General features: G+C 52.1%; 28 protein-coding genes and 1 pseudogene. 13 read left to right on the top strand and 16 right to left on the bottom strand.

The genetic code is table 11. The features are described 5' to 3' along the window. Nucleotides 1-92: 92 nt before the first annotated feature. The 4 genes from HALTITAN_RS19225 to HALTITAN_RS19210 are packed head-to-tail and all read right to left on the bottom strand — an operon-like array spanning nucleotide 93 to nucleotide 4,736. On the bottom strand, nucleotides 93-449 hold the full coding sequence (locus tag HALTITAN_RS19225) for an AtuA-related protein (RefSeq protein WP_022520381.1): 357 nt from the start codon (nucleotides 447-449) through the stop codon (nucleotides 93-95). Then, on the bottom strand, nucleotides 436-1,842 hold the full coding sequence (locus HALTITAN_RS19220) for an acyclic terpene utilization AtuA family protein (RefSeq protein ID WP_039860164.1): 1,407 nt from the start codon (nucleotides 1,840-1,842) through the stop codon (nucleotides 436-438). Before HALTITAN_RS19220 ends, HALTITAN_RS19225 begins: the two co-directional genes overlap by 14 nt. After that, a complete protein-coding gene (locus HALTITAN_RS19215) occupies nucleotides 1,839-3,749 on the bottom strand; it encodes a TRAP transporter permease (RefSeq protein WP_236614974.1) in 1,911 nt (636 codons plus the stop codon). The genes HALTITAN_RS19220 and HALTITAN_RS19215 overlap by 4 nt, the downstream gene beginning before the upstream one ends. Nucleotides 3,750-3,770: 21 nt before the next feature. Continuing rightward, a complete protein-coding gene (locus tag HALTITAN_RS19210; RefSeq protein ID WP_009288083.1) occupies nucleotides 3,771-4,736 on the bottom strand; it encodes a TAXI family TRAP transporter solute-binding subunit in 966 nt (321 codons plus the stop codon). A 156-nt stretch (nucleotides 4,737-4,892) separates the two neighbouring features. On the opposite strand from HALTITAN_RS19210, the gene HALTITAN_RS19205 reads away from it, so the two are divergent. Both HALTITAN_RS19205 and HALTITAN_RS19200 read left to right on the top strand, forming a co-directional pair. Further along, the gene (locus tag HALTITAN_RS19205) at nucleotides 4,893-5,777 is read left to right on the top strand and encodes a LysR family transcriptional regulator (RefSeq protein WP_009288082.1); all 885 of its coding nucleotides are present in this window, start codon (nucleotides 4,893-4,895) and stop codon (nucleotides 5,775-5,777) included. An 81-nt stretch (nucleotides 5,778-5,858) separates the two neighbouring features. Further along, the gene (locus HALTITAN_RS19200; protein ID WP_009288081.1) at nucleotides 5,859-7,190 is read left to right on the top strand and encodes a M20/M25/M40 family metallo-hydrolase; all 1,332 of its coding nucleotides are present in this window, start codon (nucleotides 5,859-5,861) and stop codon (nucleotides 7,188-7,190) included. A gap of 997 nt (nucleotides 7,191-8,187) precedes the next feature. Here HALTITAN_RS19200 and HALTITAN_RS19190 read toward each other — a convergent pair. Beyond that, nucleotides 8,188-8,925: a glutaredoxin gene (locus HALTITAN_RS19190; protein WP_039860162.1), complete on the bottom strand. Its 738-nt coding sequence runs from the start codon at nucleotides 8,923-8,925 to the stop codon at nucleotides 8,188-8,190. A gap of 173 nt (nucleotides 8,926-9,098) precedes the next feature. Further along, nucleotides 9,099-9,785 carry a type 1 glutamine amidotransferase domain-containing protein gene (locus HALTITAN_RS19185; protein ID WP_009288080.1) on the bottom strand — a complete coding sequence of 229 codons (687 nt, stop codon included), beginning with the start codon at nucleotides 9,783-9,785 and terminating at the stop codon, nucleotides 9,099-9,101. A 93-nt stretch (nucleotides 9,786-9,878) separates the two neighbouring features. Here HALTITAN_RS19185 and HALTITAN_RS19180 point away from each other — a divergent pair, with 93 nt between their 5' ends. Then, entirely contained in the window at nucleotides 9,879-10,667 is a 789-nt protein-coding gene (locus HALTITAN_RS19180) for a CLCA_X family protein (RefSeq protein WP_039860160.1), read from the top strand. Here the strand turns inward: HALTITAN_RS19180 and HALTITAN_RS19175 are convergent. Together HALTITAN_RS19175 and HALTITAN_RS19170 are read right to left on the bottom strand one after the other, a co-directional pair. Next, a complete protein-coding gene (locus HALTITAN_RS19175; protein WP_039860158.1) occupies nucleotides 10,656-11,045 on the bottom strand; it encodes a HepT-like ribonuclease domain-containing protein in 390 nt (129 codons plus the stop codon). The two genes, HALTITAN_RS19180 and HALTITAN_RS19175, sit on opposite strands and share 12 nt — an antisense overlap. Continuing rightward, nucleotides 11,038-11,328 carry a nucleotidyltransferase family protein gene (locus tag HALTITAN_RS19170; protein ID WP_039860157.1) on the bottom strand — a complete coding sequence of 97 codons (291 nt, stop codon included), beginning with the start codon at nucleotides 11,326-11,328 and terminating at the stop codon, nucleotides 11,038-11,040. The genes HALTITAN_RS19175 and HALTITAN_RS19170 overlap by 8 nt, the downstream gene beginning before the upstream one ends. Nucleotides 11,329-11,652: 324 nt before the next feature. Between HALTITAN_RS19170 and HALTITAN_RS24980 the strand changes: the two genes are divergently transcribed. The 3 genes from HALTITAN_RS24980 (at nucleotide 11,653) to HALTITAN_RS19160 (ending at nucleotide 13,562) form a co-directional block, all read left to right on the top strand. After that, nucleotides 11,653-11,808, top strand: a complete 156-nt coding sequence (locus HALTITAN_RS24980; RefSeq protein ID WP_200890227.1) for a metallothionein — start codon at nucleotides 11,653-11,655, stop codon at nucleotides 11,806-11,808. 114 nt (nucleotides 11,809-11,922) lie between these two features. Then, a complete protein-coding gene (locus HALTITAN_RS25635) occupies nucleotides 11,923-12,078 on the top strand; it encodes a hypothetical protein (protein WP_161609188.1) in 156 nt (51 codons plus the stop codon). Between the two features lie 287 nt (nucleotides 12,079-12,365). Continuing rightward, complete coding sequence (locus tag HALTITAN_RS19160; RefSeq protein WP_009288078.1) at nucleotides 12,366-13,562, top strand: tyrosine-type recombinase/integrase; 1,197 nt, start codon at nucleotides 12,366-12,368, stop codon at nucleotides 13,560-13,562. A gap of 271 nt (nucleotides 13,563-13,833) precedes the next feature. On the opposite strand, the gene HALTITAN_RS25465 is transcribed toward HALTITAN_RS19160, so the two are convergent. From HALTITAN_RS25465 to HALTITAN_RS19140, 5 genes are all read right to left on the bottom strand, one after another. Next, nucleotides 13,834-14,001 carry a VIT1/CCC1 transporter family protein gene (locus HALTITAN_RS25465; protein ID WP_370657681.1) on the bottom strand — a complete coding sequence of 56 codons (168 nt, stop codon included), beginning with the start codon at nucleotides 13,999-14,001 and terminating at the stop codon, nucleotides 13,834-13,836. Nucleotides 14,002-14,337: 336 nt separating this feature from the next. Continuing rightward, a complete protein-coding gene (locus HALTITAN_RS26100) occupies nucleotides 14,338-14,664 on the bottom strand; it encodes a hypothetical protein (RefSeq protein WP_231500696.1) in 327 nt (108 codons plus the stop codon). 65 nt (nucleotides 14,665-14,729) lie between these two features. After that, nucleotides 14,730-15,161, bottom strand: a complete 432-nt coding sequence (locus HALTITAN_RS19150; RefSeq protein ID WP_035538505.1) for a DUF6691 family protein — start codon at nucleotides 15,159-15,161, stop codon at nucleotides 14,730-14,732. A gap of 8 nt (nucleotides 15,162-15,169) precedes the next feature. After that, a complete protein-coding gene (locus HALTITAN_RS19145) occupies nucleotides 15,170-15,637 on the bottom strand; it encodes a YeeE/YedE family protein (RefSeq protein WP_022523392.1) in 468 nt (155 codons plus the stop codon). 29 nt (nucleotides 15,638-15,666) lie between these two features. Then, entirely contained in the window at nucleotides 15,667-16,533 is an 867-nt protein-coding gene (locus tag HALTITAN_RS19140) for an MBL fold metallo-hydrolase (RefSeq protein WP_027959644.1), read from the bottom strand. A gap of 497 nt (nucleotides 16,534-17,030) precedes the next feature. Here HALTITAN_RS19140 and HALTITAN_RS26095 point away from each other — a divergent pair, with 497 nt between their 5' ends. The 4 genes and pseudogenes from HALTITAN_RS26095 to HALTITAN_RS19125 all read left to right on the top strand — a co-directional run bounded on the left by HALTITAN_RS26095 (nucleotide 17,031) and on the right by HALTITAN_RS19125 (nucleotide 18,996). Then, on the top strand, nucleotides 17,031-17,423 hold the full coding sequence (locus tag HALTITAN_RS26095) for an MFS transporter (protein WP_022523390.1): 393 nt from the start codon (nucleotides 17,031-17,033) through the stop codon (nucleotides 17,421-17,423). A 39-nt stretch (nucleotides 17,424-17,462) separates the two neighbouring features. Next, nucleotides 17,463-17,975: pseudogene (locus tag HALTITAN_RS26090) on the top strand (DDE-type integrase/transposase/recombinase); the annotation flags it as partial. A gap of 156 nt (nucleotides 17,976-18,131) precedes the next feature. After that, entirely contained in the window at nucleotides 18,132-18,413 is a 282-nt protein-coding gene (locus HALTITAN_RS19130) for a PepSY domain-containing protein (protein ID WP_022523388.1), read from the top strand. A 13-nt stretch (nucleotides 18,414-18,426) separates the two neighbouring features. Continuing rightward, entirely contained in the window at nucleotides 18,427-18,996 is a 570-nt protein-coding gene (locus HALTITAN_RS19125; RefSeq protein ID WP_009288075.1) for a cytochrome b/b6 domain-containing protein, read from the top strand. A gap of 107 nt (nucleotides 18,997-19,103) precedes the next feature. Here HALTITAN_RS19125 and HALTITAN_RS19120 read toward each other — a convergent pair whose 3' ends face one another. From HALTITAN_RS19120 to HALTITAN_RS19110, 3 genes are all read right to left on the bottom strand, one after another. Continuing rightward, a complete protein-coding gene (locus HALTITAN_RS19120) occupies nucleotides 19,104-19,793 on the bottom strand; it encodes a VIT1/CCC1 transporter family protein (RefSeq protein WP_009288074.1) in 690 nt (229 codons plus the stop codon). A gap of 187 nt (nucleotides 19,794-19,980) precedes the next feature. Continuing rightward, nucleotides 19,981-21,393: an ATP-binding protein gene (locus HALTITAN_RS19115; protein WP_009288073.1), complete on the bottom strand. Its 1,413-nt coding sequence runs from the start codon at nucleotides 21,391-21,393 to the stop codon at nucleotides 19,981-19,983. Next, complete coding sequence (locus tag HALTITAN_RS19110; RefSeq protein WP_027959647.1) at nucleotides 21,390-22,052, bottom strand: response regulator; 663 nt, start codon at nucleotides 22,050-22,052, stop codon at nucleotides 21,390-21,392. The genes HALTITAN_RS19115 and HALTITAN_RS19110 overlap by 4 nt, the downstream gene beginning before the upstream one ends. Nucleotides 22,053-22,343: 291 nt before the next feature. On the opposite strand from HALTITAN_RS19110, the gene HALTITAN_RS19105 reads away from it, so the two are divergent. From HALTITAN_RS19105 to HALTITAN_RS19095, 3 genes are read left to right on the top strand one after another with little or no spacing between them, the layout of a single operon-like run. Further along, nucleotides 22,344-23,561 (top strand): glycosyltransferase family 9 protein, encoded by a 1,218-nt coding sequence (locus HALTITAN_RS19105; RefSeq protein ID WP_009288071.1) that lies wholly within the window; start codon nucleotides 22,344-22,346, stop codon nucleotides 23,559-23,561. Between the two features lie 49 nt (nucleotides 23,562-23,610). Then, a complete protein-coding gene (locus HALTITAN_RS19100; RefSeq protein ID WP_231500697.1) occupies nucleotides 23,611-23,988 on the top strand; it encodes a diacylglycerol kinase in 378 nt (125 codons plus the stop codon). Further along, nucleotides 23,970-24,656: a phosphatase PAP2 family protein gene (locus HALTITAN_RS19095; RefSeq protein ID WP_035538510.1), complete on the top strand. Its 687-nt coding sequence runs from the start codon at nucleotides 23,970-23,972 to the stop codon at nucleotides 24,654-24,656. Before HALTITAN_RS19100 ends, HALTITAN_RS19095 begins: the two co-directional genes overlap by 19 nt. Nucleotides 24,657-24,679: the final 23 nt, after the last annotated feature.

Below are 24,679 nucleotides of genomic sequence, written 5' to 3'. Positions count from 1 at the left end.
ATGTTAATTAGCGTGCGTATTTTATCGTCATAGTAAGGCCTTTCAGGCAGCGGGTCATGACCACCTAAGTCGAGGAGCGAGGTTAAAAAGGCCTAGCTCGCATCAACCTCCATGCTTAACAGCAAAAACGATAGCGTCTTGCCATGCCCATCCAAGTTGAGCGCGCCATTAACGCCGCCCTGCAGCACGTCATCGATCACGAAGTTCATGCCCGCCAAATTAGGCAAAGGGTAACGCCGCACTCGGCTGGCACCACGATGAGCAAACAGCGCCAGCACACGCTCCTCGGTTACCTGCTCCAGCAGGGTGGTGTAATGGTCTGGGTCATAGGCAAACAGTGCCACGTTTAGCCGTTCCCCCTTATCACCTGCGCGGGCATGGGCGAGTTGATGAAGAGCGACTGAGGTATCCGGGCGCACCGTTGTTTGCGTGTGGTCAGCTTGCAGCATAACGTTCACTCCTACGTTCGCCGAGCGGCGACGATTCAAACAGGCTGGCATGAGCATTAACGTCGCTACGTTTGACCAAATAAGAGGCGGTAAATACTCGCCTTTGAAATTGGCGCCGCACGCCACCGCCACCCGCGGGCCCGGCACAATAAAGCGCCAATAGCTCCTGGGTGGCGCGGGCTACCCAGCGCCGCTCGCTGTGCTCGGCCGCCAGTCGCAGCCGATAATCGCCGCTGGCAGACGCTGAAGCGCTACGCTGCAGCTCACCGCTATCGCTATCGAATACGCTGGCCAAGCCAATGATATCCAAGCGGGTACGCAGCTCAGCAGGGGCTCGAAACACCAATCGTTCACGCAGTACCTGCGCTGCAAGCTGGGCTCGTGCCAAGGCGTTCGGGCCGGCATAGGAGATTTCCGCCTCGCCCTGCCAACCGCCTTCATAGCACACGGTGGTTTTTAGCCGCTCAGGCGCAGGCTTGCCGCGAATTCCCGTCACCGCCACACGGTTAGGTGACAACTGACGCACCTCGGCGTGGGAAAGATCCACCGTGACATCCGGGGTTAGGTAATTCGCCGGGTCATGCACTTCGTAAAGCAGCTGTTCTTTCACCGTTTGCTCGGTAACACAGCCACCGGTATTGGCAGGCTTGGTAATAATAAGGCTGCCATCCTGCTCCACTTCAATAATCGGATAGCCCACCGTGGCGAGCCCCGGCACGTCTTTAAAACCCGGATCGGCAAAGTAGCCGCCGCTTACCTGGGCGCCACACTCAGCCAAATGCCCCGCCATCATCCCGCAAGCCAGGCGATCCCAATCGTCCCAACGCCAATCGAAGTGGTGCATCAGCGGCGCTAAAAACAGCGCCGGGTCGGCAACACGGCCTGTAACCACCACATCCGCCTGCATGGCCAACGCCTCAGCCAGCGCCTTGGCTCCCAGGTAGACATTGGCTGAAATCAGGGCGTCATCGCCAGGCATATCCAGCCGCTCGGCCTCCCAGCGCTGTAAGTCCAAGCTATGTAGCTGCTGGCGGATATCGTCACCGTGCACCTGGGCAATGCGCACATCCCCGCGCCCAAGCTGTGTCGCCAAGTCAGCAATTACCTGACAAGCACCACGGGGGTTCGCCGCACCAAAGTTGCCTAAAATCTTAATGTCGTGATCCAGGCAGTCGCGCAGCACTGGCGCCAGCAGCTCGTCTAACAGCGGTTCAAACCCGCTTTCGGGATCATCACGCATCGCGCGGTGAGCTGCCGCTAATGTCCGTTCACCCAGGGTTTCAAATACTAAAGCGGAGGGCTGCTGTCGCTTGATCAACTCTGCCACCACCGCCACGGCCGCATCGGTACGGTCGCCAGAAAAACCCGCACCACTGCCTAATAAAAAGCTCATAGCTGTGTCTCCTTGGCCTGAAGAGAGTGGTGGTCGCCCGCGACGGTCCCCTGCTCGTCTCTCAGCAGCGAGCGGCGGCGTATAAATAGCCCAATGATCAGGGCTAGCGCCGCCAGCGTGGTCAGCCAGCCGGGTGTCAGCGCCAGTCCAATGACCGCGATCAGCCCCACGACATCGATCACGCGCTTACCCGTCATGGCTACCCGGGACATCAGCGCGGCGAAGGCCATCACAAACACGACCCCTTGGCAGCTGGCCAAGACGATCTCCAGGGCAGAACCAAACCCTGCCAGGGCTGGGTAGATCAGCAGCAGGAAGGGAATGACGTAGATAGCCGCCGCCAAGCGCACTGATTCAACCGCCGCAGGCAGCCAGTTGGTGTCGGCAATGCCTGAGGCCACAAAGACCGCAATGCAGACAGGCGGTGTAATGACTGAGAGTGTCGCGAAGTAGAAAACGAATAGGTGGGCAATCAGCGGCTCAACACCGATGGTGGTGAGCGCAGGCGCCAGCACTGATGCCACCAGAACATACGCTGCCGTGGTCGGAATCCCCATGCCCAAAATCAGACACACGCCGCCGACGATAAAGGCGACCAGGAACAGCGACTCTCCGCCCACCGTGACTATCAAGCTGGCTAGGGTCACACCGATGCCTGTCATACCGATCATCGCCACCAGTATCTGCGCCCCGGCCAGCAGCACGCCAATAATCACCATGCCCTTGCCTGCATCGACTAAGCCTGCCACCAGCTTGCCGAGGATCTCGCGCAGCGGCATCTTAGCCATGAGCGCAAAAGGCACGAACGTTAGCACGGTCATCAAGATGCCGTAGAACGCCGACATTTGGATCGAACGACCGCTGAGCACGCCGTAAAACAGCCCGCCTAATGCAGCCAGAATGGGAATAATTCGTTCAGGGCGTATCACGTCTGACCAGCTTGGCAGCTCATCATCGGGCACTACCTGCAGTTGGCGGCGCTTGGCGACGAGGTGAATGGTGACAAACACCCCGAGATAGAAAAGAATCGCTGGCAACAAGGCCGCCAAGGCGATACGCAGGTAACTTTCGCCTAGAATTTCCGCCATGATAAATGCCGCAGCACCCAGGATTGGCGGTGCGATTTGGCCGCCGGTAGAGGCCACGGCCTCAACTCCAGCTGCGAACGGGCGTGGGTAGTTCAAGCGCTTCATCATGGGAATGGTGAAGTTGCCCGTGGTGGCCACATTGGCCACCGCACTGCCGCTGACCATGCCGAATAGCCCGGAGGCCACCGTGGCCACTTTGGCAGCACCGCCTGGCGAGCGGCCGCTAATACGCAGCGCCAGATCCATAAAGGTATTACCGCCTCCGGTATGTAGCAGCAAACAGCCGAACAACACGAAAGCAGCGATAGTGGTGGCGGCGACGCCCACCAGCATGCCCCACACGCCTAAATCGCCGAGGTAGATGGTTTCGGTCATGTAATACAGATCAAAACCACGGTGGCCGAGCGGCCCTGGAATGGCTGCTCCAAACCACGCATAGGCCAACCCCACTAACACCAACAGTGGAAAGATCACGCCGATGGCACGGCGTGACAGTTCCAAAATAGCCACTAGCAGTACGCCGGTCAGCAACATATCCCGAGGCGTTGCCCAGGGTAGTTCGACCAGAATTTGTTCGTAGTTAAGCGCCACATAGCTGCAGGCAACTACCACACCCACTGCCAACACCACATCAATAGCGATACCCAGCGGGCGCCAGCGCTTGCCTGCGCCTAACGGATAAACGGCAAGCCCTAGCAAAATGACCAGCGCGAGAAAGATACTCCGCTGAATCAAACTCTCGAACGGCCCAGTGGCGGAGGTATACAGGATTAGCCCGCCCAACAGGAGCGCCAAGCCTTTGGTGACTGTCTCACGCATGATCATCTTCTCCGATTGGCCTTACTGGACTGGCTGCAAGGCATCGGGGATGTCATACCCCTGCTCTTCGAAATAGCGCGCAGCGCCAGCATGCAGTGGCACGGTGCCAACCTCCAGGGTCATCTTCGCCATATCCGCATCCTGCATGGCAGCGAAGGCGTTAACCTGCGGCTCTGGGTTTTCCATCACCGCTTTGACGATTTGATAGGCGGTTTCTTCATCCATATCCGGATGGGCGTGCACGGCCACACCAAAGGCCCAAGTGGTGTAGGCAGGAATCCCCTCCGCAGCACCTTCAGGTACATCGACAATCGCCACATCGGGCATTTCGCTGCGCAGTGTGTCGGCCTGCTCTTGGTCAAGCGACAGCACGCTAATCGGTGTGAAAGTGGCGATATCCATGGAGGAGCCATCCAGGCGTTCTCCGACACCCGATTTTACCGACCCCATCACTCGGCCATCTTTCATGGCGTCGACCATATCGGTGGTGGAACCACGTACATAATCCGGTTCGATACCAAGTGCGCGCATTACCGCTTCGGTGGTTTTCTCAGTAGCTGACCCCGTAATGCCTGGATTGAAGCGCACACCGTTTAAGTCAGCAAAGGTTTCCACCCCTGCATCCTGGCGCATTACGGTATTCTGCGGTGCCACGGTGTAGACCCAGAGCAGGCGGTTATCGACGGGGCGGCCTTCAAAATCCTCCTCACCGGCGTAGGCGTGATAACCCGTATTGGTGGTCACCAGGCCCATATCGATTTGGTTGCGGCCTAAACGGCGCAGGTTATCCACAGTGGCACCGGTTTCGGCAACCGAAGAACTGATCCCTTCAACTTGGTTATTAATAATCTGATTGACTGCCACAAAGTAGCTGTAGTGGCTGGAGGAGCTTGAGGTAGAGCCAATCAACAGGCGTTCATCGGCATGAGAGGTCGCAGCGGCTAGCACAGCGGCGCTTGCCACCATGGCGGTCAGTAGCGTTTTCATTGTGTCTCCGAAGCTCGCTAAGCGAGCTATTGTTATTGTAGAGCGGTTTTTATCTAAAACGGTGATCGCGACGAATCTAATCGCGATAAGCCAAGCATGGTGCTCCGGTTTAATTTTGTATATTGAATAGTTTTTAATTTATGTTTTACTTTCTAAATGAATCCAAGCATCCAGCAGTTGCGTGTTTTTGTTGCCGTCGCCCACTCGCGCAGCCTTGCAGAGGCCAGCGAGCGAGTACATCTTTCCCAACCGGCGATCTCTATTGCGCTGCGTAAACTTGAGGAGAACGTCGGTGGTGCACTGTTTTCCCGCACCACGCGCCAGCTCGCGTTAACACCGGAAGGCGAGGCTTTTCTGCCCGTTGCCGTGCGGCTCTTGAATGATTGGAACGAAGCCTTTGAGGATCTCAACGACCAATTTTCCAAACAGCGCGGAAAGGTAACCGTGGCCGCCCTCCCCACTCTGGCGGCAGGACTATTCCCGCGGGTCATTAAGCTTTTTCATGAAGCCTACCCACGTATTAACCTCAGCCTGCACGATGTGCTGGCCGATCAGATCAATCAAATGGTGCGCGAAGGCCGCGCCGATCTGGGTCTTTCAGTGCCGCCAAGCGACGCAGACGACTTAACGTTTGAACCCGTCCTCGAAGACAGCTATGTGGTCGTTTGCCCCTGCGGGCATCCGTTGCTGGCGCAATCAGCCATCGCCTGGAGCCAACTTGCAGCTTATCCGTTTATTGGTATCAATCGCCTTTCCAGCTCGCGCCAGGATATTGACCGCATTATGCAGAGCGTAGGAGAACGGCTGGATATCTTGTGCGATGCGCGCCAGATCGCCACAGTAGGCCGCATGGTAGCTGCGGGGTTAGGCATTAGCGTGCTGCCCTCGCTCAGTTTTCGTCAAATTGCCGCTGATGGGATTGAGTACCGCCCGTTGGTAGAGCCAACCATTCGTCGTGAGCTGGGCATTATATTGAGCCGCCGTCACCCTCCTTCCGCCGCCACCAGCGCCCTGCGCGAGCTAATTCATCACCATGAATAAGCGGCTTTCTCTACACACAGTGCGGGAATCTGGCAGACTAGAGGTGATTAACATCCACCTAAAAATGAGTGAGCGACAACGATGAGCGATAGTGCGAAACCCTGGACACAACCGATGCCCGACGCGCAGTTCAAACTGATGCGCGATATTCTTGCCGCCCCTAGCCCCGTAGGCCTGGAAGCTGCCATGACCTACGGCGTGCTCAAGCCGCATTTTGAGAGCTTCGCGCCTAAAAGCTGGCACCTTCACCAGTTTAAGGGCAACGCGGGCGTTGTGCTGGACACTCACCCCGGCCGCGACGACATGTTCAAGGTCATGCTGATCGGCCATGCGGATAAAATCCGCATGCAGGTGCGCTCGATTGGCGAAGACGGCAAGATCTGGATCAACACTGATTCGTTTCTGCCCACTGTGCTGATCGGCCATGAAGTGAAGCTGTTTAGCGAAGACCCGGACGCCCCCGGTAGCTACCGCTGCATTGAAGGCGGCACGGTCGAGGCCCTGGGCGCGATTCACTTCTCCGATCCTGCCCAGCGCGATGGTAGCAAAGGCCTGAAAAAAGAGCAGATCTACCTGGATCTACAGATCCACGGCGAGAATAAAAAGCAGCAGGTGCTGAACCTGGGCGTACGGCCCGGCGATTCGATTATTTTCGACCGCCCTATCCGCCCCGGCTTCAGTCCCAATACCTTCTACGGCGCTTACCTGGATAACGGCCTAGGCTGCTTTGTGGCCGCCGAAGTGGCGCGTTTGATCGCCGAAGCAGGTGGCACCCAAAATGTGCGCGTGCTGTTTGCGATTGCCAGCTATGAAGAGATTGGCCGTTTCGGCAGCCGCGTGATGGCGGGCGAAATGAAGCCAGATGCGCTCATTGGTGTCGATGTAAATCATGACTATGTGGCTGCGCCCGGCATCGGCGACAAGCGTATGCAGCCGCTAGAGATGGGCAAAGGCTTCACCATGGCGGTGGGCTCTATTGCCAGTGAACAGCTCAACCGCATTATCGCCACGGCCGCGAAAGAGCAGGACATTCCGCTGCAGCGCGATATTGTCGGTGTGGATACGGGTACCGATGGCATGGCAGGCGTATTGGCGTCTATCGACAGTGCCGCTACCTCGATTGGTTTCCCCATCCGTAATATGCACACCATCTCAGAAACCGGTCATACCCAGGACGTGCTGGCGGCTATTCACGCCCTCACCCATACCCTGCAAGCCTTGGATGCCATACCTGACCTGCAGCGTGAATTCCTGGATAACCACCCGCGCTTAGACCAAGCGAGCCCGCTCACCCATCAAGGCGGCGACAAGCCTGACAGTGAGAAGGATGACAGCAAAGACGAGAGCAGCGAAGGCAAAACAGTTAGCCAAGGCAACGACAGTAAGAAAAGTAAGAAAAAGGCGAAGAAATAAAACAAGCGTATAAAAAAGAAGCCCCGGCCACTCCCTGGCTGGGGCTTTATCAAACCTTCCTTGATTCGTCTTCACAAACATCCTGTTTGTGCTTCCATGAGCGTAAGCTTTCCTAGCTTTATCTTCCCTGTTGCCACTTCCTTGTGCTGTGTACTCACAGTGAACCTTAAAACACTCTATTTATCTAACCTATGTTATTAAACCGGAAAAAATTTATCTTTTTTATTCAGATTAACTGCACCTATTTAAAGCACGCTTTTTTATATGGCACATATGCCTTGCAGCGCTATACTATTAAAAGTATCGGCAACGATACCACTCTACACGGACGTTACCACGCCTGAACCATCATCTAACCTAATGGTAGGAGGTCAGCGTGCGAGACATTATTATTAGCAGCAAAGTCAACGGGCTGGATGTCATCTGTCGGCATTGTGGTAACTCAGAGTCACCCAAAGACCCGTTTTTGAACCGCTTCCGTTTAGAAGGCACCGGTAAAGACAGTACCACCGTACGCTGCCTGAACTGTCAAACAGCGGTTGAAATACCCTTGAGTGAATTAAGCTCGCTTTATTATCACTATGCTTGTTAAAACAATCGCTTACCAACTTGAGCAATTATTATAAAAAAGGCTTATCTTTGTGACCGCTGCCTTTTTACTAGCAATAGCAATACATTATTAACAAAAGCGTCATAAGAGCTTAATTAAATTTTTATTTATTCCAGGGTAAAAAAAACCCGGCCACTCCTTGGCCGGGTTTTCATCTGTTCTTCCCTGATCTTGCACCACAAATATCCTGTTTGTGCATCCTTGTGCTACACAAGCAATCCTTGCTTGTTCTTCCCTGTCGCGAGTTCCCTTCGCTGTGTGCACACAGTGCGCTTTATAACAGCAGGTTTATCTAACCTGTGATATGTAGCGGCAAATAAATTGTTTTTTAACGGATTTTTGGATTTTAAATAGCATTTTAGCCAAGCAAGTTTTTGACGACGATTGTTATAGCAACATTTTCAGCGGCATCCATAGCCCCATCAGCACCATGGCGATATTTTCTGTCAGCGATACAAACCCTAGTGGCACATTGCTGCTTCCGCCAACGCAGGCACATTTCAACTCACGCTTATCCACGTACACGGCTTTAAAAACCGACACCGCGCCCACCGTGCCGATAAACAGCGCCAGCGGTGCTGCCAGCCAAAGCATGGCACCGGCCAGCATTAGTATCCCTGCCAGGGTTTCTGCGTAGGGGTACACATAGCTGTAAGGGACATAGCGCTGAGCCAGTAAGTCGTAGTTAAGGAACATCGAGCTAAAGCTCTCTACATCCTGCAGCTTCTGCAAACCCAGCAGCACCATGGCCGTGGCCACCGCATACTCAGGCATTCGTGCTGCCACTAAGGTGCCATTGGCAACCCAGCTAATCGCCAGACCGATGAGCAAAGCGGTAACAAAAATCGCGATCACTGGCCGATATGCGGTCTCTTTTGCACTCGGCACGCTCATGCCTAAATGCTCACGAACCTCTTCATAGCCGCCAATACGTTTATCACCTATATAGGTTTGCGGAGTGGTATCGACATTCTCCTGGGCCTTGAACGCTTCAATTTCATCTCGGGATGTAAGCGGATGGTCATCAACCTGATAGCCTTTGCGTTTTAACAAATCGACTGTTTTCATACCGAATGGGCAGAGATGTTCCGCGGTTTTCATCCGATAGACGCGTGCTGTCTCCATGTTAGTCGCCTCCTTGTTGCGCTGCTGAGAACTGCGCTGTTGAGAACATAGCTAATTAAAAATAAATAACCTATCTCCCTATAAGCATAGTCAGAATCTAATCGGCACCCAAAAATACAAACGGCGAGGAGAGCCTCGCCGTCGTCACCAAACCCGGTATTAATACCGGCGGGTTATTTCGTCAGCCACGCCATTAGCGTTTCAGCCGTGAGCGCTGAGGAAGGCGGGTTTTGCCCTGTGATCAGTTGGCCATCTTCACGTACGTAAGGAGTGAAATCATCCGCTTTGCTATAAATCCCGCCGCACTTTTGCAAGGCATCTTCAACGAGATGCGGCACGATATTGGTCAAGCCCACAGCCTCCTCTTCGCCGTTAGTAAAGCCCGTTACTTGGCGGCCTTTTACTAGCGGTTCACCAGCGCTGTCTTTAGCATTTACCAACACTATCGGCGCGTGACAAACCGTGGCAACCGGCTTGCCTTGGGCGATAAAGGTTTCGATCAAGCGAATCGAGTCCGCGTCGTCAACGAGATCCCATAGCGGGCCATGGCCTCCGGGGTAGAATACCGCATCGAAATCATCAGCCTTCATGTCGCTCAAGCGATGGGTAGCGGCAAGCTCCGCGTTAGCTTTTTCATCTTGCTTAAAGCGGCGCGTTTCATCGGTTTGGCTATCGTCTGCGTCACTTTTTGGGTCAAGCGGCGGCTGCCCACCCTTGGGCGATGCCAACGTTACTTCAGCACCCGCGTCTTTAAAGACATAATAAGGGGCTGCCAGCTCTTCGAGCCAAAAACCGGTTTTATTACCGGTATCACCCAACTGATCGTGAGACGTCAGTACCACTAAAATACGCTTGCTCATATCTCTCTCCTGGCGGTGGAAAATGAGGCAATTAAAATGCGTTACGGTTAGTTAGTGGGGGTCTGGATGGCGGAATGCAAGGAGAAACGACAAGTGAACATCGAAGCGCGGGATTTTTATCGCAGTGGTCCTGACCATCGCCAGGGGCAAGCCAGCAGTTTTGCCCTGATCCGGCGTCAGTTTGATTTTCGCTCCATTGAGATTGGACGCTGGGTAACCAACGCTGAGCGCGACCGTGCCGCGGAGCTGTTTCATGATGCACTGTGCGATCTTATGTTGATTTTACAGGGAACAGAGGCGTTGATTTCCCTACGCGGCTCAATCGCGCTGCAGTACGGCAGCGGTGGTCGACCGGGTGTTTCTGCCCACTATGACCCCAGCCAACGCAGTTTTGCGCTGGCTAAAAACGCTGGCCCCGGCAGCATTGCCCACGAGTGGTTTCATGCTTTTGATCACTACATCGTCAGCAAGTGTTTTCGCGGCACACCCGTCGGTATGTTCGCCTCTACCGCTTGGCTAGCTGATGCAACGCCCATTGCACACCCTCTGAATCAATTATTGATGGACTGCTTCAAAGCTATTCTGCTGCAGCCAGCAGGCGATCAGCCTAGCGAGCTGTTTCAGCACTCGGTGCAGGTGGACAAAAAACTTGGACAGCTCTATTACAGTAAACCCGAAGAGCTCTGCGCACGCGCTTTTGAAGCGTTTGTGCAGGATGCGGCCACCACCAATCACTTCCTGGTCAAAGGCACCAAGGCCTCTCCTGAAGCGGAAAGAGGTCTTTACCCACGGGGTGCACAGCGGGAACAGATCAATGCAGCGTTCAGCGACTACTTTGGCAGGCTGGGGAAAGCGTTGGGTAGTGAAAATTTAGTCAAATAAATCATTTTCAGTACTGATATCTACCTTACTTTCATTGCGAATCGTTTTCAGATACTCAAGAAGCTCAGGTACATTGTCTTGAATAATGCTCCATACAGTATCTTCGTCAATACCCAAATATGCATGGATAAGTCTATTGCGTGTCGCAATGATCAAGCGCCAGGGCACTTCTGGATACCGTTGGCGCACTTCATCTGGAATTCTGGTGGCTGCTTCACCGATAAGCTCTAAATTACGCAACGTAGCATCGTAGATGAGATCATCATTGAGGAAACCAATTTGATCTAACCCATCTGTGTAGGAAAGCACTTTTTCACCAAAACCGACCATATCATCAATATAGAAGCGCCATTCACGCTCCAGGCCTTTCTCAGACATGTAGCGCCTCGCTCTCGATGTATGGCCTCAATTCATTCCGAAGGGCTTTATCTGTCACTAAATCGACTGGAGACCCAAGCAGATCTTCTAAATAAAATTGAAGACCAAAATAGCGTGCGGAGGTTGCTGGGCCATCGAAACTGACAAGAATATCAATATCGCTTGTATCTTTAGCGCTCCCACGGGCCATAGAGCCAAAAAGAGCAAGCTTCTTCACATCGAACTGCGAAGCCAATATCGGCTTGTGCTCATGTAATAGGCGCAATGTTTCGTCTCTGTTCATTTTGATCCTCTCCTTGCCATGGGCACACCATATATGACGCAGCCATATGTGCGCCTGCTTCCGTCTTACTTCAGCAAATTTTATATCATCAAATCCAGTATGGCATGCTTACAAAGGTTCTGGTTCAACTACTCATCCATATATCCAATGTTGCACTCCTAACAGGCAACAGGAGCAGGTTAATGCCGCGTTTTGCGACTATTTTAATGGACTAGGTATAAAGCTCTGGATCGTGAAAATTAGTAGTTTTGAGTTGATAAAATGCAATGACATCACATCTGGGGGGCAGGCCTACACTTTCAGCTCTAGCACAGGAGATTCATCATGGCTCAGCAAGAGTGTGCATGTCCCAAGTGTAAGTGCGCGGTCGATAGCAAAGCCGTAAAGAAAGACGGCAAGCTTTATCGCTGCGAGTACTGCGCTACCGGCCATGCCAATGGCTCCAGCGACTGCGGCCACGACTGTCAATGTGGAAAATAAGTCCGTTACTGGGGGGTTCTGCTGTTTTGTTAACGCTCGACAGCTTTTGATTTCAAACCTCGTTGTCGGGCTTTCTGGCAGGAACTTTTCTGCCACCATGGAAAGGTTACTCAGTTGTCGCCTACGTGCGAAATAACGCTTTCGCGACTACGCTATAGCAACGCTCACTACTCAAAGGAAGAGAATATGTCTACTACCACTATCGTCGTTATCGTTGTGGTTATCGTTGCCGTGCTGGGTATTGGCTTCGGCGGAGTGCTGCCTTTTTAAACAGCTTTCTTTATTTTTCCCAAGACAACCCCTGAGAGCCAAAAACAAAAAAGGCCGTCGAGCTAATTGCTTGACGGCCTTTAAAATTCTGTGGCGGAGGGGGAGTCCGCATACTACATGTACAACAGCATCCACAATGATACAACAAGCCACTGATTTATAATAAAATAATAGTCGATACAGTCCAACCACACCCACTCACATACAACGTAAAACATATTAGAAGTATGGGCTGGTGTATGGGCTAAAATGTGGTACGCTAAAAACATACTTCGGGGATAGCGGCTATGGGCAAACTCACGACAAAAGGCGTTCAAAAGCTGGTCAGGGAGTCAAACCCTGGCATGACCAATGATGGGGATGGGTTGTACCTCAAAATTGGCAAAGGTGGCGGCGCAAGCTGGATTTACCGTTTTCGATGGAATGGCAGGTTACGTGACATGGGTCTTGGTAGTTATGCTGACAAAACACTATCAGACGCACGCGAATCAGCCGCAGAAAATCGAAAGCTCGTCAAACAAGGCATCGACCCACTGGCTGTTCGTGAGCAGAAAAATGAAAAAAAGTCCGTGACTGTAACGGTTACCCACTGCGCAGCACGCTATATTCAATCCCACCGTCGCAGCTGGCGAAATGCCAAGCATGCACGTCAGTGGGTAAGCACTCTTAAAACATACGTGCGCCCGGTAATAGGTAACCTACCCGTAGAAGAGGTCACCACTCAGGATATATTGAAGATCCTCACGCCTATCTGGACAGTCAAGAATGAAACAGCTAAGCGTGTTCAAGGTCGAATTGAAAACATATTAGACTTCGCAGCAGCCCATGAGTATCGCGACCAGGTCAACCCTGCCCGCTGGCGTGGCCATCTCGATAAACTCTTAGCTAAGCCGTCAAGGGTTCAAAAGGTGAATCACCATCCTGCTATGCCTTATGATCAGGTAGCGACATTTATGGGCTCAGTTCAGCTCTACAAAAGCATGTCATCAAAAGCACTACTATTTTTGATACTGACAGCCACACGTACCTCAGAGGTGCTCAACGCTGAGTGGAAAGAGATCGACATTGGAAAAGCTACGTGGCAAATACCAGCAGAGCGCATGAAAGCTAATCGAGAACACAGAGTGCCACTATCTAAGCAGGCAATTGATCTTTTACTGAGCCTCTCTCGCGTGAAAGGCAATAGCTTTATTTTCCCGGGAATGAAAGCGGGTCGACCATTATCCAATATGTCGCTTCTGCAATTTATGCGTGGGCTAGGTTACGGGCCTAGTGGTGAAAAAGGCAATTATGTGCCCCACGGATTCCGCTCAAGCTTTAGGGATTGGACAGGCGAGGTAACGAGCTATCCAAGGGATGTAGCTGAAATGGCACTGGCTCATGCAATTGAGAATAAAGTTGAGGCCGCCTATCGTCGAGGAGACCTTTTTGAAAAGCGCCGAGCTATGATGCAGCACTGGGCCGATTACACTTTTTTGGTATAACAGCTAGGCCTTATCATTGATCCGCCAATTATCCCGTGTAATAAGCATTTGGTGACTGAAAGGTAGTCGAATACCTCATTGCACGTCCGCAAGCGAGACGCCTATCGTTAAACTACTTTTGAACACTACGCGTTCGTAGTGTTGCAACGACACGATAAATACCGTTTATCAACCGGTAACCGACATCTGAATTGATGACACCTTATGGTTGCTGGTGAATGGGCGTAGTGCTTTCTCCCATTATTGATATCAATCCCAACAATTCACGTAGTTAAGCCACCACACCAAATACCCGCCCTATGCCGGATGTGATGGCCATAGCAAGTGCACCCCAAAACATGACTCGCAAAGCAGCCTTGAGCGTTGGCGTCCCACCTGCCCGCGCGGCAACGGCCCCCAATAAGGCTAGAAAATATAATGAACATAGCGATCCCAACACCGCAAGCTGCGTTAGCGGCCACAATGGCTAGCCCCAGTCCACTGCGCTGCTGTTTACTGGCGCGCCAGAATCGATGCGTTAATTTGCGCTATCAACACCTGAGCCTTGGTCGCTAACGCTAAAAGTGAGACGACGCTCCCCTGACTCCCACTGCGCATCAACGTTAACGTGGGCATCGCAAGAGCAACATCAGGCCAGTGGGATGGCTCTATAAAGCGGACTTGTTTGTCGTACAAGCTATTTGCCGGGGCATGTTCGGCCACATCTGCGACGCGACTAGCTTGGCCATAATCAAAACGCACACGCACCTCTAGACGAGCCAGAGTGAGTAACTGGTCAAGGGTTTAGCTCAACCGCACAACGCACTCTTGAGCATAGTTGAGCGATGTTATTGCAGCCTGACTTTCGACCCTGCGAGCCATTTGCAGGTGGGTTTTGATTACAGTCAGCGGAGGCATGGTTTGTAAAGCGCTGCTCGCGGATAATGGCTTGCTGTACACACTCAAGAAGCGTATTTGAGGTTTCAATTAGCGGACGAGTCTCTTTAGGGAGGCCATACGTAGCGACCGGGGCGAGTGCATCGGGTAATCCGCGATCAAGAATGACCAAATCACTGGTCACCGCTCGCACCGCCTGACGGGCGTTAACCCAGTGTTTAGACAAATAAAAACACCCTTGCGGTGAAGGCAAGGGCGTGGGCATGGCAATCGCCGAATAAGGACGAATGGCTAGGCGAGACGCTTAGCGGCAAACCACCCCAACACCATGGTCACCAGCATGGCCAATAGCGGTAAGGAAAGACCGCCGATGGAGGCAATCGCTGGCCCTGGGCAGTAGCCGGAAAGTCCCCAGCCAATGCCAAACAGGGCCGCGCCCCCTAACAACTTCGCATCTAACTCTCGTTTGGTCGGTAACTGAAAGACGCCACCCAGCAGTGGAGCAGTACGCTTGAATACCAGCCGATAGCCGATAAAGGTGGTAACGACGGCCCCGCCCAATACGAACATCAGCGTTGGATCCCAGGCACCCGCTACGTCTAGAAATCCCACTACTCGCGCGGGGTCCGTCATGCCTGAAACAGCCAAACCAATACCGAAAAGTAGCCCCGCCGCATAGCCTGCCGCCGTTTTTATCCAACTGCTCTTGTTTGACTGACTCATTGAACTATTCATTGAACGCCACCTAAACCTAGCAAGTGGCGCGAGATATAAACGGTCACTAGCCCCGTCACTAAAAACATACCGGTGGCCGCCATGGAGCGTGGCGCCAAGCGCGCCAGTCCGCATACGCCATGGCCGCTGGTACAGCCACTGCCCAGCCCCGTGCCTACGCCCACTAACAGCCCAGCCACTAGCATTAACCCTACACCTCCTACTGATGCGCCGATCACCTCGCCAGGGCTACCGGCAACGTTGCCCAAACCACCACCAAAAGCCATAAGCAAAAGCGGGCCGCTAATCAGCCCTAACAGAAAAGCCACTCGCCAAGCGCTATCGCCCTTGGGGCGTTGTGTTATCAAATTGCCCACGATGCCACTGATACCCGCAATACGCCCTAGCGTTGCCATCAGCCAGGTAGCGGAAAGCCCGATCAACACACCCCCAACCAGCCCTTGTAAGCCTGCTGTCCAATCCACTGGTGACTCCTTAGATCGCACTCAAACCGTTAGAAAAAATTAATCGGCACTTTGAGATAGACGGTGCCGTTCTCTTCCGCCGGAGGCAGCTCCCCTGCACGCATATTGACTTGCACAGAGGGAATAATGAGCTTCGGCATGCCTAAGGTGGCGTCGCGCTCAGTGCGCATCTTCACGAACTCGTCTTCGCTGATACCTTCATGAACATGGACATTCTCACTGCGCTGTTCCGCAACGCTGCTTTCATGCTCAAAGTTATCACGGCCGGGGGCTTTATAGTCGTGGCATAAGAACAGCCGCGTCTGCTCGGGAAGCGCCAACACTTTTTGAATAGAGTGATAAAGGGTGCGCGCATCGCCGCCGGGAAAGTCACACCGCGCGGTGCCATAATCCGGCATAAAAAGCGTATCGCCTACAAAGGCGGCATCGCCCACTACGTAGGTTAAACAGGCGGGCGTATGCCCAGGAGTGTGCAGAACATTGCCCTGTAATTGGCCAATGGTAAACGTATCCCCTTCTTCGAACAGCGCATCAAATTGGCTGCCATCCCGGGCAAACTCGCTGCCCGCATTGAACGCCTTACCGAATATCTCCTGCACCTTCACTATGTTGGCGCCAATGCCGGTTTTACCGCCTAACTGATCATGCAGGTATGGCGCAGCCGAGAGGTGGTCGGCATGCACATGGGTCTCCAAAATCCAGACCACCTCGAGATCGTGTTCGCGAATAAAGGCGATGATGTTGTCAGCGGATCGCACGTCCGTCTGCCCAGCGGCATAATCAAAGTCGAGCACTGAATCGATGACCGCACAGGCACGGCTGTCTGAGTCTTGAACCACATAGCTAAAGGTATTGGTGGGCTCATCAAAAAAGTGCGTAACGATTGGGCATTGCATCGCGATCACCAAGATAGGTAATTTAATTTTTTGATTATGAAAATAGTATATATCAAAATAACTCATAAGCTTAGATTTATTTCGAATATGATTCCAGAATAATTTTTTTAAAAAAATTCTATCGTTAAATTACAAAGCTGGTTAGCTAGCCAATGGGTATACCCGCTCTGTCGCGACTTGGATCTGGGTAGGCTAAGTGGGGATTAACATATCTTATTGCTCAACACGGATTCCATTGTGTCAATTGCGATATTTGCAAGTCCTTCAAGATAAAACACGAAAGACGAATAGCTTTATGAAGGTTTTGTCGAACATCGAATTTTCCCTTCTTGGTGCAGCACTGGTCGCGATTAGCTACGGGTTTGGATGCTTCACTTTTGGCCTATTTGTCCTGTCAATTATTACCGAGCTGGCTAACGTCCTACTTGATCGGCATTATCAGGGTGCTTAGGCGTTGCAGGTCTCGCGCTGCTCAGTCAGTCGTATGCGCACTATCAATGGGTATTGGTGGGTTTATCTGCGGTATCTGCGCCGGTTTGATGATGCCAAAACTTACCGATGCGATGACGGCATTGGTGAGTCGCACGATGCACGGTCGTGTAATATCCATCATGAATGCTGGTACCAGCATCGGTATTAGCATTGCCGTGCCCTCCGCCGTGTTCCTATACGATGCATGGCGTCTCACTTGTATGGTATTTGCTGTGCTAACGGCTGCTGGCGTGAAGGCTGCATGGTACTTCATTCCCTTGGATTCTCGTTTAACACCTGGCAATGCTTCCCCCACCGCCACCAATCACTCGGTTACAGTGGTCGCGTTTTATTCGGCTTTCGTTGTTCGGCTTCGCGATGGGCTTTGTGTTAGTGCCGTACTGGCTTTTACGTCTTAGGCAAGCGGTCGGTTCACCCGTTATCGGTATTTTTAAGGGCCCAACCTCGTTTGGGATAGCGATGTCACGTATATCTAAACTGGAGATCGCTGGGCCTATCTAACGGTTGTCATTGACATATTAGCTAGAAAACCGGTTGGCTGGGCGAAGTCGTTATCGCCGGATAGCGAACTCACCAGTTGTGTATTAAAAATGGTCTATAAAAGCCGAGGGCGACCCAAAGCCGTTATGTTCCACAGCTGACCAGGGCAGCTATTTTACGAGCTGTAGTTTCCGTCAGACGCTCTGAAAATGCCTGATAAAACAAAGCCTGAGTCGGCGTGGGAATTACTGTGATAATGCGCCAATGGAGCGGTTCTTTTGGAGCTTATAGGTTTAATGGGTGCCGACGTATGGCTATCGCTCATTCTTGGAGAGCCAGCATCATATCGTGAACTATTTAATCAGGTATTAAAGCCAGCTTAGGCCTCATCAGCATAATGTGGGTGTTAGCCTGAATCAGGCAGAGGAAAAAAATGGGTTAACTATAAACCGGTGGCCAGTTTTACTTGACCACTACAGGCGCCAGAAAAACGTGCTCAATAATCAGTTTTTTTGCTGCTTACCTTTTTTTAAGCCTGCCATAAGTTACCTCATTTAGGATGATCCTTGTGCCAATCGACAAATATGTCTTGCACAGCCACCCATCATCGAAAAGAGGTATTACTTATGCGAACTCACATCACTAAGATTATAACATCGGCGTTGTTACTGACGGCTAGCACGGCTGCGCTGGCCGAGACTCATTGTACTGATGCCCCCAGTGACGAATGGATCAGCCAAGCTGATATGGAAGAACGTATCAGCGAGATGGGTTACAAAATCAAAGAATTTAAGGTCACCGAGGGAAACTGCTACGAGATATACGGCTGGGACGAGCAGGAGCGCCGGGTAGAGATCTATTTCAACCCAGTAGATGCCAGCATCGTGAAGCAGGAAGTCGAAGACTGATCAGGAGGTTACCATGGCCGATAATACCCGTATCCGTGTTTGGGACCCGTTGGTCAGGTTGGTACATTGGGCTTTGGTTGCTGGCGTAGCCGTCAACTTATGGCTAACCGAAGAAGGGGGCGATATACACCAATGGGTCGGTTATGCCTTGGTGGCATTAATCGTCGTACGCATCCTTTGGGGATTTATCGGTCCCTGGAGTGCACGCTGGCGGAGCTTTTGGCCTACCGTGAGCCGACTTCAATGTGTGCTGCGCGGTCGCGACAGCAAGATAGAGCAAACCGGCATTACCCATACACCGCTGGGCGCTATCATGATGCTGGTGCTGCTTGGGCTAATCCTCGGTCTGGGACTTACTGGCTACATGATGGAAGAAACGGATCGTTTCTGGGGGGTTGGCTGGGTTGAAGAAACCCACGAACTCATGGCCAACGCGATTCTTTTTCTAGTACCACTGCATGTATTGGGTGCTGTGGTAGAAAGCCTCAAGCAAGGCGATAATTTGATCGCTAGCATGTTGCATGGCTATCGCCGCCGCCCTACCTCTACCCCCAACACTAAGGCTCATGATGTTCAGTCTTAATTAAGATGTTGTTAAGACAATGCAATGATAATGGCCACTCCTTAATTTTGCACGAGTGGCCTTTTCAGACCTGTTTGACACAGAGCAATGGCTGCACTATCCCTTATTTATGCCACGACACCGAACAAGCGGCCTATGCCGAAGGTCAAGGTCATCGCCAATGCGCCCCAGAACATTACGCGCACCGAGGCTTTGAGTATCGGCGCGCCACCCACACGGGCAGCCGCCGCCCCTAGAAAGGCTAAAAACAGTATCGAGAAGAGCGCCACCAGAAGAATAAGCAATGGCGGCGGCGCCCACCAGGCGATTAGCAACGGCCACATGGCGCCAGCCGTGAAGGTCACAGCCGATGAAAAGGCCGCCTGGAGTGGGCGCGCTTGGCTTGTCTCGGTGATGCCAATCTCATCTCTGGCGTGAGCGCCTAGCGCATCGCTTGCCATCAGCTGTTCAGCGACTTGCGTGGCTAGCGCCGGTGTTAACCCACGCGCTTCATAAATCGCTGCCAGCTCTTCCAGTTCAGCATCAAAATGTTCTATCAACGCTTGGCGCTCAAGCGCAAGATCCGCATGTTCGGTGTCAGACTGTGAGCTAACGGAGACGTATTCACCGGCGGCCATCGACATAGCCCCGGCCACTAGCCCCGCAATACCGGCCAACATAATGTCGCTTTGCGCGGTGCTCGCTGCTGCCACGCCGAGTATCAGGCTGCTAGTCGAGACAAGGCCATCATTCGCGCCCATGACGGCTGCGCGCAGCCAACCTGAACGGTTAGATCGATGGTGCTCTGTATGTTGCATGGCCTCACCTCGTGATTGATTTCCCCTTTCTTTTCAGAGGGAGAGTGGCAGATAGCTGTGTGGCAACAGCCTTCAGGGCATATTTTTAGCCAGCGCTTGTAGCAACAGTGCGATTCTCTGGTGCATATAACGGTTGAAATGCATTTAGATTCAATCACTTGTTCCAAAGAAAAGCACTGTAAGCTAATCAGCGATCCTGATGTTGGTTTTGCTCCCACACCACACTGACCGCCAGGCCATTGGGCGTACGTTTCCTAAGCGTAAGGTGTGCGTTCTGGCGCTGAGCCAACTCCGAGACAATCGATAAACCCAACCCGCTGCCGGTGGTACCCTGGCCAGACGCGCGCCGAAAGCGCTCAGTGACTTTATCCAACAGTGCCTCGGGGAGGCCGGGGCCAGTGTCACTCACCGTGAGTTGAGGCAACCCCTCCCAAAGCGCTAACGCTACCTCCACTTGACCGCCTTCCGGGGTATAGCGCAAGGCGTTATCCAGTAGGTTACGAAAGAGAATTCCCACCTCGACTTCGTCGGCGCGAACTTCCAGACGGGTTAAGCCTGTTAGCCTCAAGTGCTGATCTCGCTCTTCAGCGAGTGGCCACAGCTCGGCTATCAATTCAGCAATAATCGGATAGAGGTCAATAGTGGCCGGTGAGGTTGTGGCAACTTGATCCAAACGAGCCAAAATGAGCAGCTGTTCTACCACCCGTTGAAGCCGCTCAACCCCGACATAAGCCTTTTGTAATGATTGCTCTCCCCCTGCCTGCGCATTATCTAAGTGGATTCTCAGCGCTGCCAAGGGCGTGCGTAATTCATGGGCTGCATCTGCGGTAAATCGCCGCTCACGCTCTAACGTGGCTTTCAACCGGGCGATAAAGTCGTTTAGTGATTGGCGTAATCCATTAAGCTCTTGAGGAACCGGATTATTGATTTGACGCAGGTCGTGGGCGGAGCGACCTTGTACCTGGCTGGAAAGTGCTTGGATGGGTGCAACACCCCGCCGGATAACTCTACTCATCAGCCAAAGAAGGAGTGGCAGCAACAAGAGCATCGGCAATAAATTGTTCCAGGTGATGCGCTCCACCACTTCATCATGAAACGAACCCCGTAGTCCCATGCTGATCCAGGTATCGCTGGCAACATCGAACATGCTGAAAACCCGCCAGCGATGACCATCGTAGCTTTCCCAGCGAAAACCCTCCTCTAAAGGCGCGGGGAAAGGCCCTGCATCACTCCATTTGCCCCCTAATAGCCTGGGTGAGCCATCGGCATTCCAAAAACCCAGTACTAATTTAAGCTCTTCCTCGTGGTAAAGCTTGGGACCTGATTCAGAGCTGCTCATGGGGACTGCTTTACCGTCACGATATAGCTGAGCCGGATGTTCTGGTAGGCCCATGCGTGAAGCCAGGCGAGCATAGTCATCAATGGTCGCGTTTGGATCGAGTTGACCAGCCACAATCCGGCTATGCAGACTGAGCTGTGTATCGAGAATTTCTTCTAGCTCGTGATCGGTAATTAAGTAAGCCGCGGTAACGGCCACGCCCCCAGCGACAACCATGGTAATGGCTAGCGTGCGAAGCAGATAATGCCGTATCGATCTCATTGCGCCTGGCTATCCAGTCGGTAGCCAATCCCCCGCACGTTAATAATCAGATGTTTTTCAAGCTTTTTACGCAGATGATGAATGTGAACTTCCACCGTATTGGACTCTACCTCTTCGCCCCAGCCGTAAAGCAAATTTTCTAAACGAGGCCGAGATAGCACCCTGTCCGGGTGCCTAGCGAGCTCTAGCAATAAGGCATACTCGCGCCGACCCAACTTGACGTCTTTACCCCGCCAACTCACCGCATGGCGGGCTTCATCAATACTCAACGCCCCCAGCGTCAATATTTGCGAGGCACGCCCCTCAGCACGTCGCATTACGACACGCAAGCGGGCGAGTAGCTCCTGCAAATTGAAAGGCTTGAGCACATAGTCATCCGCCCCCGCATCTAAACCGCCAATCCGGTCTTCCATCGCATCACGGGCCGTCAAAATAAGAATCGGCAGAGTAGATTGCTCTCGGAGTAAATTCAGTACCTGCATACCGTCCATATCGGGCAGCCCAAGATCCAAAATAATCACGCTGAAGGCCTCGCTGCCGATAGCGCTGATTGCCTCGCGGCCAAGCATGAACCAATCGACCGCGTAGCCCTCGCGCTCTAGCGCCGTCTTGATGCCATCCCCAAGCAGGGGGTCATCTTCTATTAGTAGTGCACGCATGCTGATTCCCTCAATCGGCAAACCGCTATCTTGGCTACCAAAACTTAAGCTTTTCTTAAATAGAGTAACTTACTTCTCAACAAGCAACCTCATCTAAATCCAACCAGCAAGCCCACCACCCTATTTTTTAAATTTCTTACGCAGTTTAACTCTTCTTTAAGTTATTTAGACTCAAGCTGCCTCTTTCGCCATAGGCAAAGCCAAAGCAGTGCCTTCACTGGCGGTCATTTTTAATGTTCTGTCGCTACCGCGGGCAGGTCATTTCCTATTAACTTAACAGAGCGCCAGCGTATGCACTTACTAACACTTATTAGAACAAACGATTATTTAAAAATAATGGCCCGTTTTTTAGAAAAAAGAATGAAGCGTTATTTAATGGGAGGGATGCGTCTTATTCTCAAAGCGCCTGCTCCAGAAACCATTGACAGCCTTGTGGGCATAGAAAGAATTCTAATTATTCGCCCTAACTTTCGTCTAGGCAATGCGCTAATCAGCACCCCCATCATCGATGCTTTGCGTGACCGTTTCCCTTCCGCTCGCATAGACTATTTAGCGACGGATAAAACATGGCCACTGTTGCAGCAAAGGCCGGTTGATCATTTTTATTTACTGTCGAGAGCCGCTATTCTGCGTCCTTGGCAGTGTGTGACACTATTACGACGCTTACGAGCACAACGCTATGACCTGGCGGTACAAGTGAGCGGAGGATCAACGAGCGGCTTTATCGTGACCCGGTTAATAGGGGCACGGTACAGCATGGGTTCACGTAAAGGTCACCAGCGCTGGTACAGCATTGAGGCGGAAGGTAAGTCATCACATGCCTACGATGCCATCGTCAACTTGACGCGTCCGCTCGGTGTTGACTGCCGTAACCGGCCATTGCTCCAGCTAACAGAGCAGGAACGCAATCAGGCAATGACGAAAATACATCAGCTTGTCAGCCTTCATAGCGATCATCCATCAGATACAAATTTTATTGCCATCTTCGTAGGTGGGCATCAAAACAAACGCTGGCCGTTGGCATTTTGGCTACTGCTCATTGATGCTATGGAAGCCCAAAAAATACGTCATGTTGTTTTTCTTGGGCCCGAAGAGTTTAGGCTTCTAGCACCTATTAAGCAGCGTTTGAAGTCATCACTTTATGGCAGCTTATGCGCACCGCTTCCTATCCGTCACTTTGCCGCTGTTCTAGTGCGGGCGCGGTTACTCGTGACGCCAGACTCAGGGCCGATGCACTTAGCGGCAGCACTCGATGTCGCCACCATTTCCCTAGTACGACAGAAAAAATCACTCGCCTTCGTACCACGAGAAGCCTATGACACCATTCTTTGGCGCCCAGAGATAAGCACGGTTATAGAAGCTATACGCGCTACTCTTGACGGACAAAACGCAACGGCTCCCGTTCAATCGGCATCGGTAACAAGCCAACCAACACAATGGGCAACACCGCCACCCAGTGCTGACCATTTGTATTCTAGCCCTAAATTAAAGCACATAACTGTTCGTTAAGTTTTGCACTTTATAGTGATCCCTCTATTACGTTATCGAGTGTACTATTTTGCCTATCTCAACGTCGTCAAAACCTAATGGCACGGGCGTTAAACGCATCTTCCGCGCTTCTATAAATGCAGCATCAGGTTTGAAATCTTGCTGGATAAATGAATCTGCCTTTAGACAAGAGGTGATGCTCTGTCTCATCCTCTACCCTTTTGTATTTTTTGTTAATGTCACTTCCGTAGAAAAAGCGTTGCTGTTTTCTTCACTCACCCTTGTAGTGATAGTGGAACTCATTAACTCCGCCATCGAAAGCATTATTGACCGTATTGGACTAGAACATAACGAACTTAGCGGGCGTGCTAAAGACATGGGGGCTGCCGCCGTCATGATGACCATTTTTATGATGATGGGTGTATGGCTATGCGTGCTGCTCTACTAAATGTTTTCAAACCCGTAGCATCCGCATGGCTTTTATTTCTAATCGCCATGTCGGTCTTCAGTATTTTAAAAATAGATTTTACGATAACTGATTTTATATATCGCTTTCAGGGTAATGCCTGGGTGTGGAAAGATACCTTGATTACCCAAGATGTTCTTCACAAAGGCGGTAAATGGCTAAGCTTAGCGATGGGTTTAGTCACACTCCTCCTTTTGATACTAAGCACCGTGGTAACTCGTCTTAAAGCGTATCGCACGCCGCTTTTATATCTTTTTTCCGCAACGCTTCTTTCAACGCTGCTTGTCGCAACGATTAAACACCTAGTGAACATGGAATGCCCTTGGGATTTAGTTCGCTATGGTGGGGCACGCGACTTTATTGGCTTGCTCAGCATACGGCCTTCCTCAATGCCAGCGTCCGCCTGCTTTCCCGCCGGGCATGCCAGCGCAGGGTATACCTGGATAGCCCTCTACTTCTTTTTTGCCGCCATACGGCCCCACTGGCGATGGGCAGGGCTTGCACTGGGCTTAGGGCTTGGCCTTACGTTTGGGATCACTCAACAGTTCCGCGGGGCGCACTTTCTCTCCCATGACCTCTGGACCGTCATGATTTGTTGGACCGTAAGCTTTGTCCTTTCAAGATTCTTATTACCCCCCAGCGTTCATTAATCTTTTCATATAGAGAGCCTTTC

The organism is Vreelandella titanicae BH1, assembly GCF_000336575.1.
Lineage (GTDB): Bacteria > Pseudomonadota > Gammaproteobacteria > Pseudomonadales > Halomonadaceae > Vreelandella > Vreelandella titanicae.
Note: the sequence above shows the minus strand (reverse complement) of the source record. Positions and strands in the feature narration are given on the sequence as shown.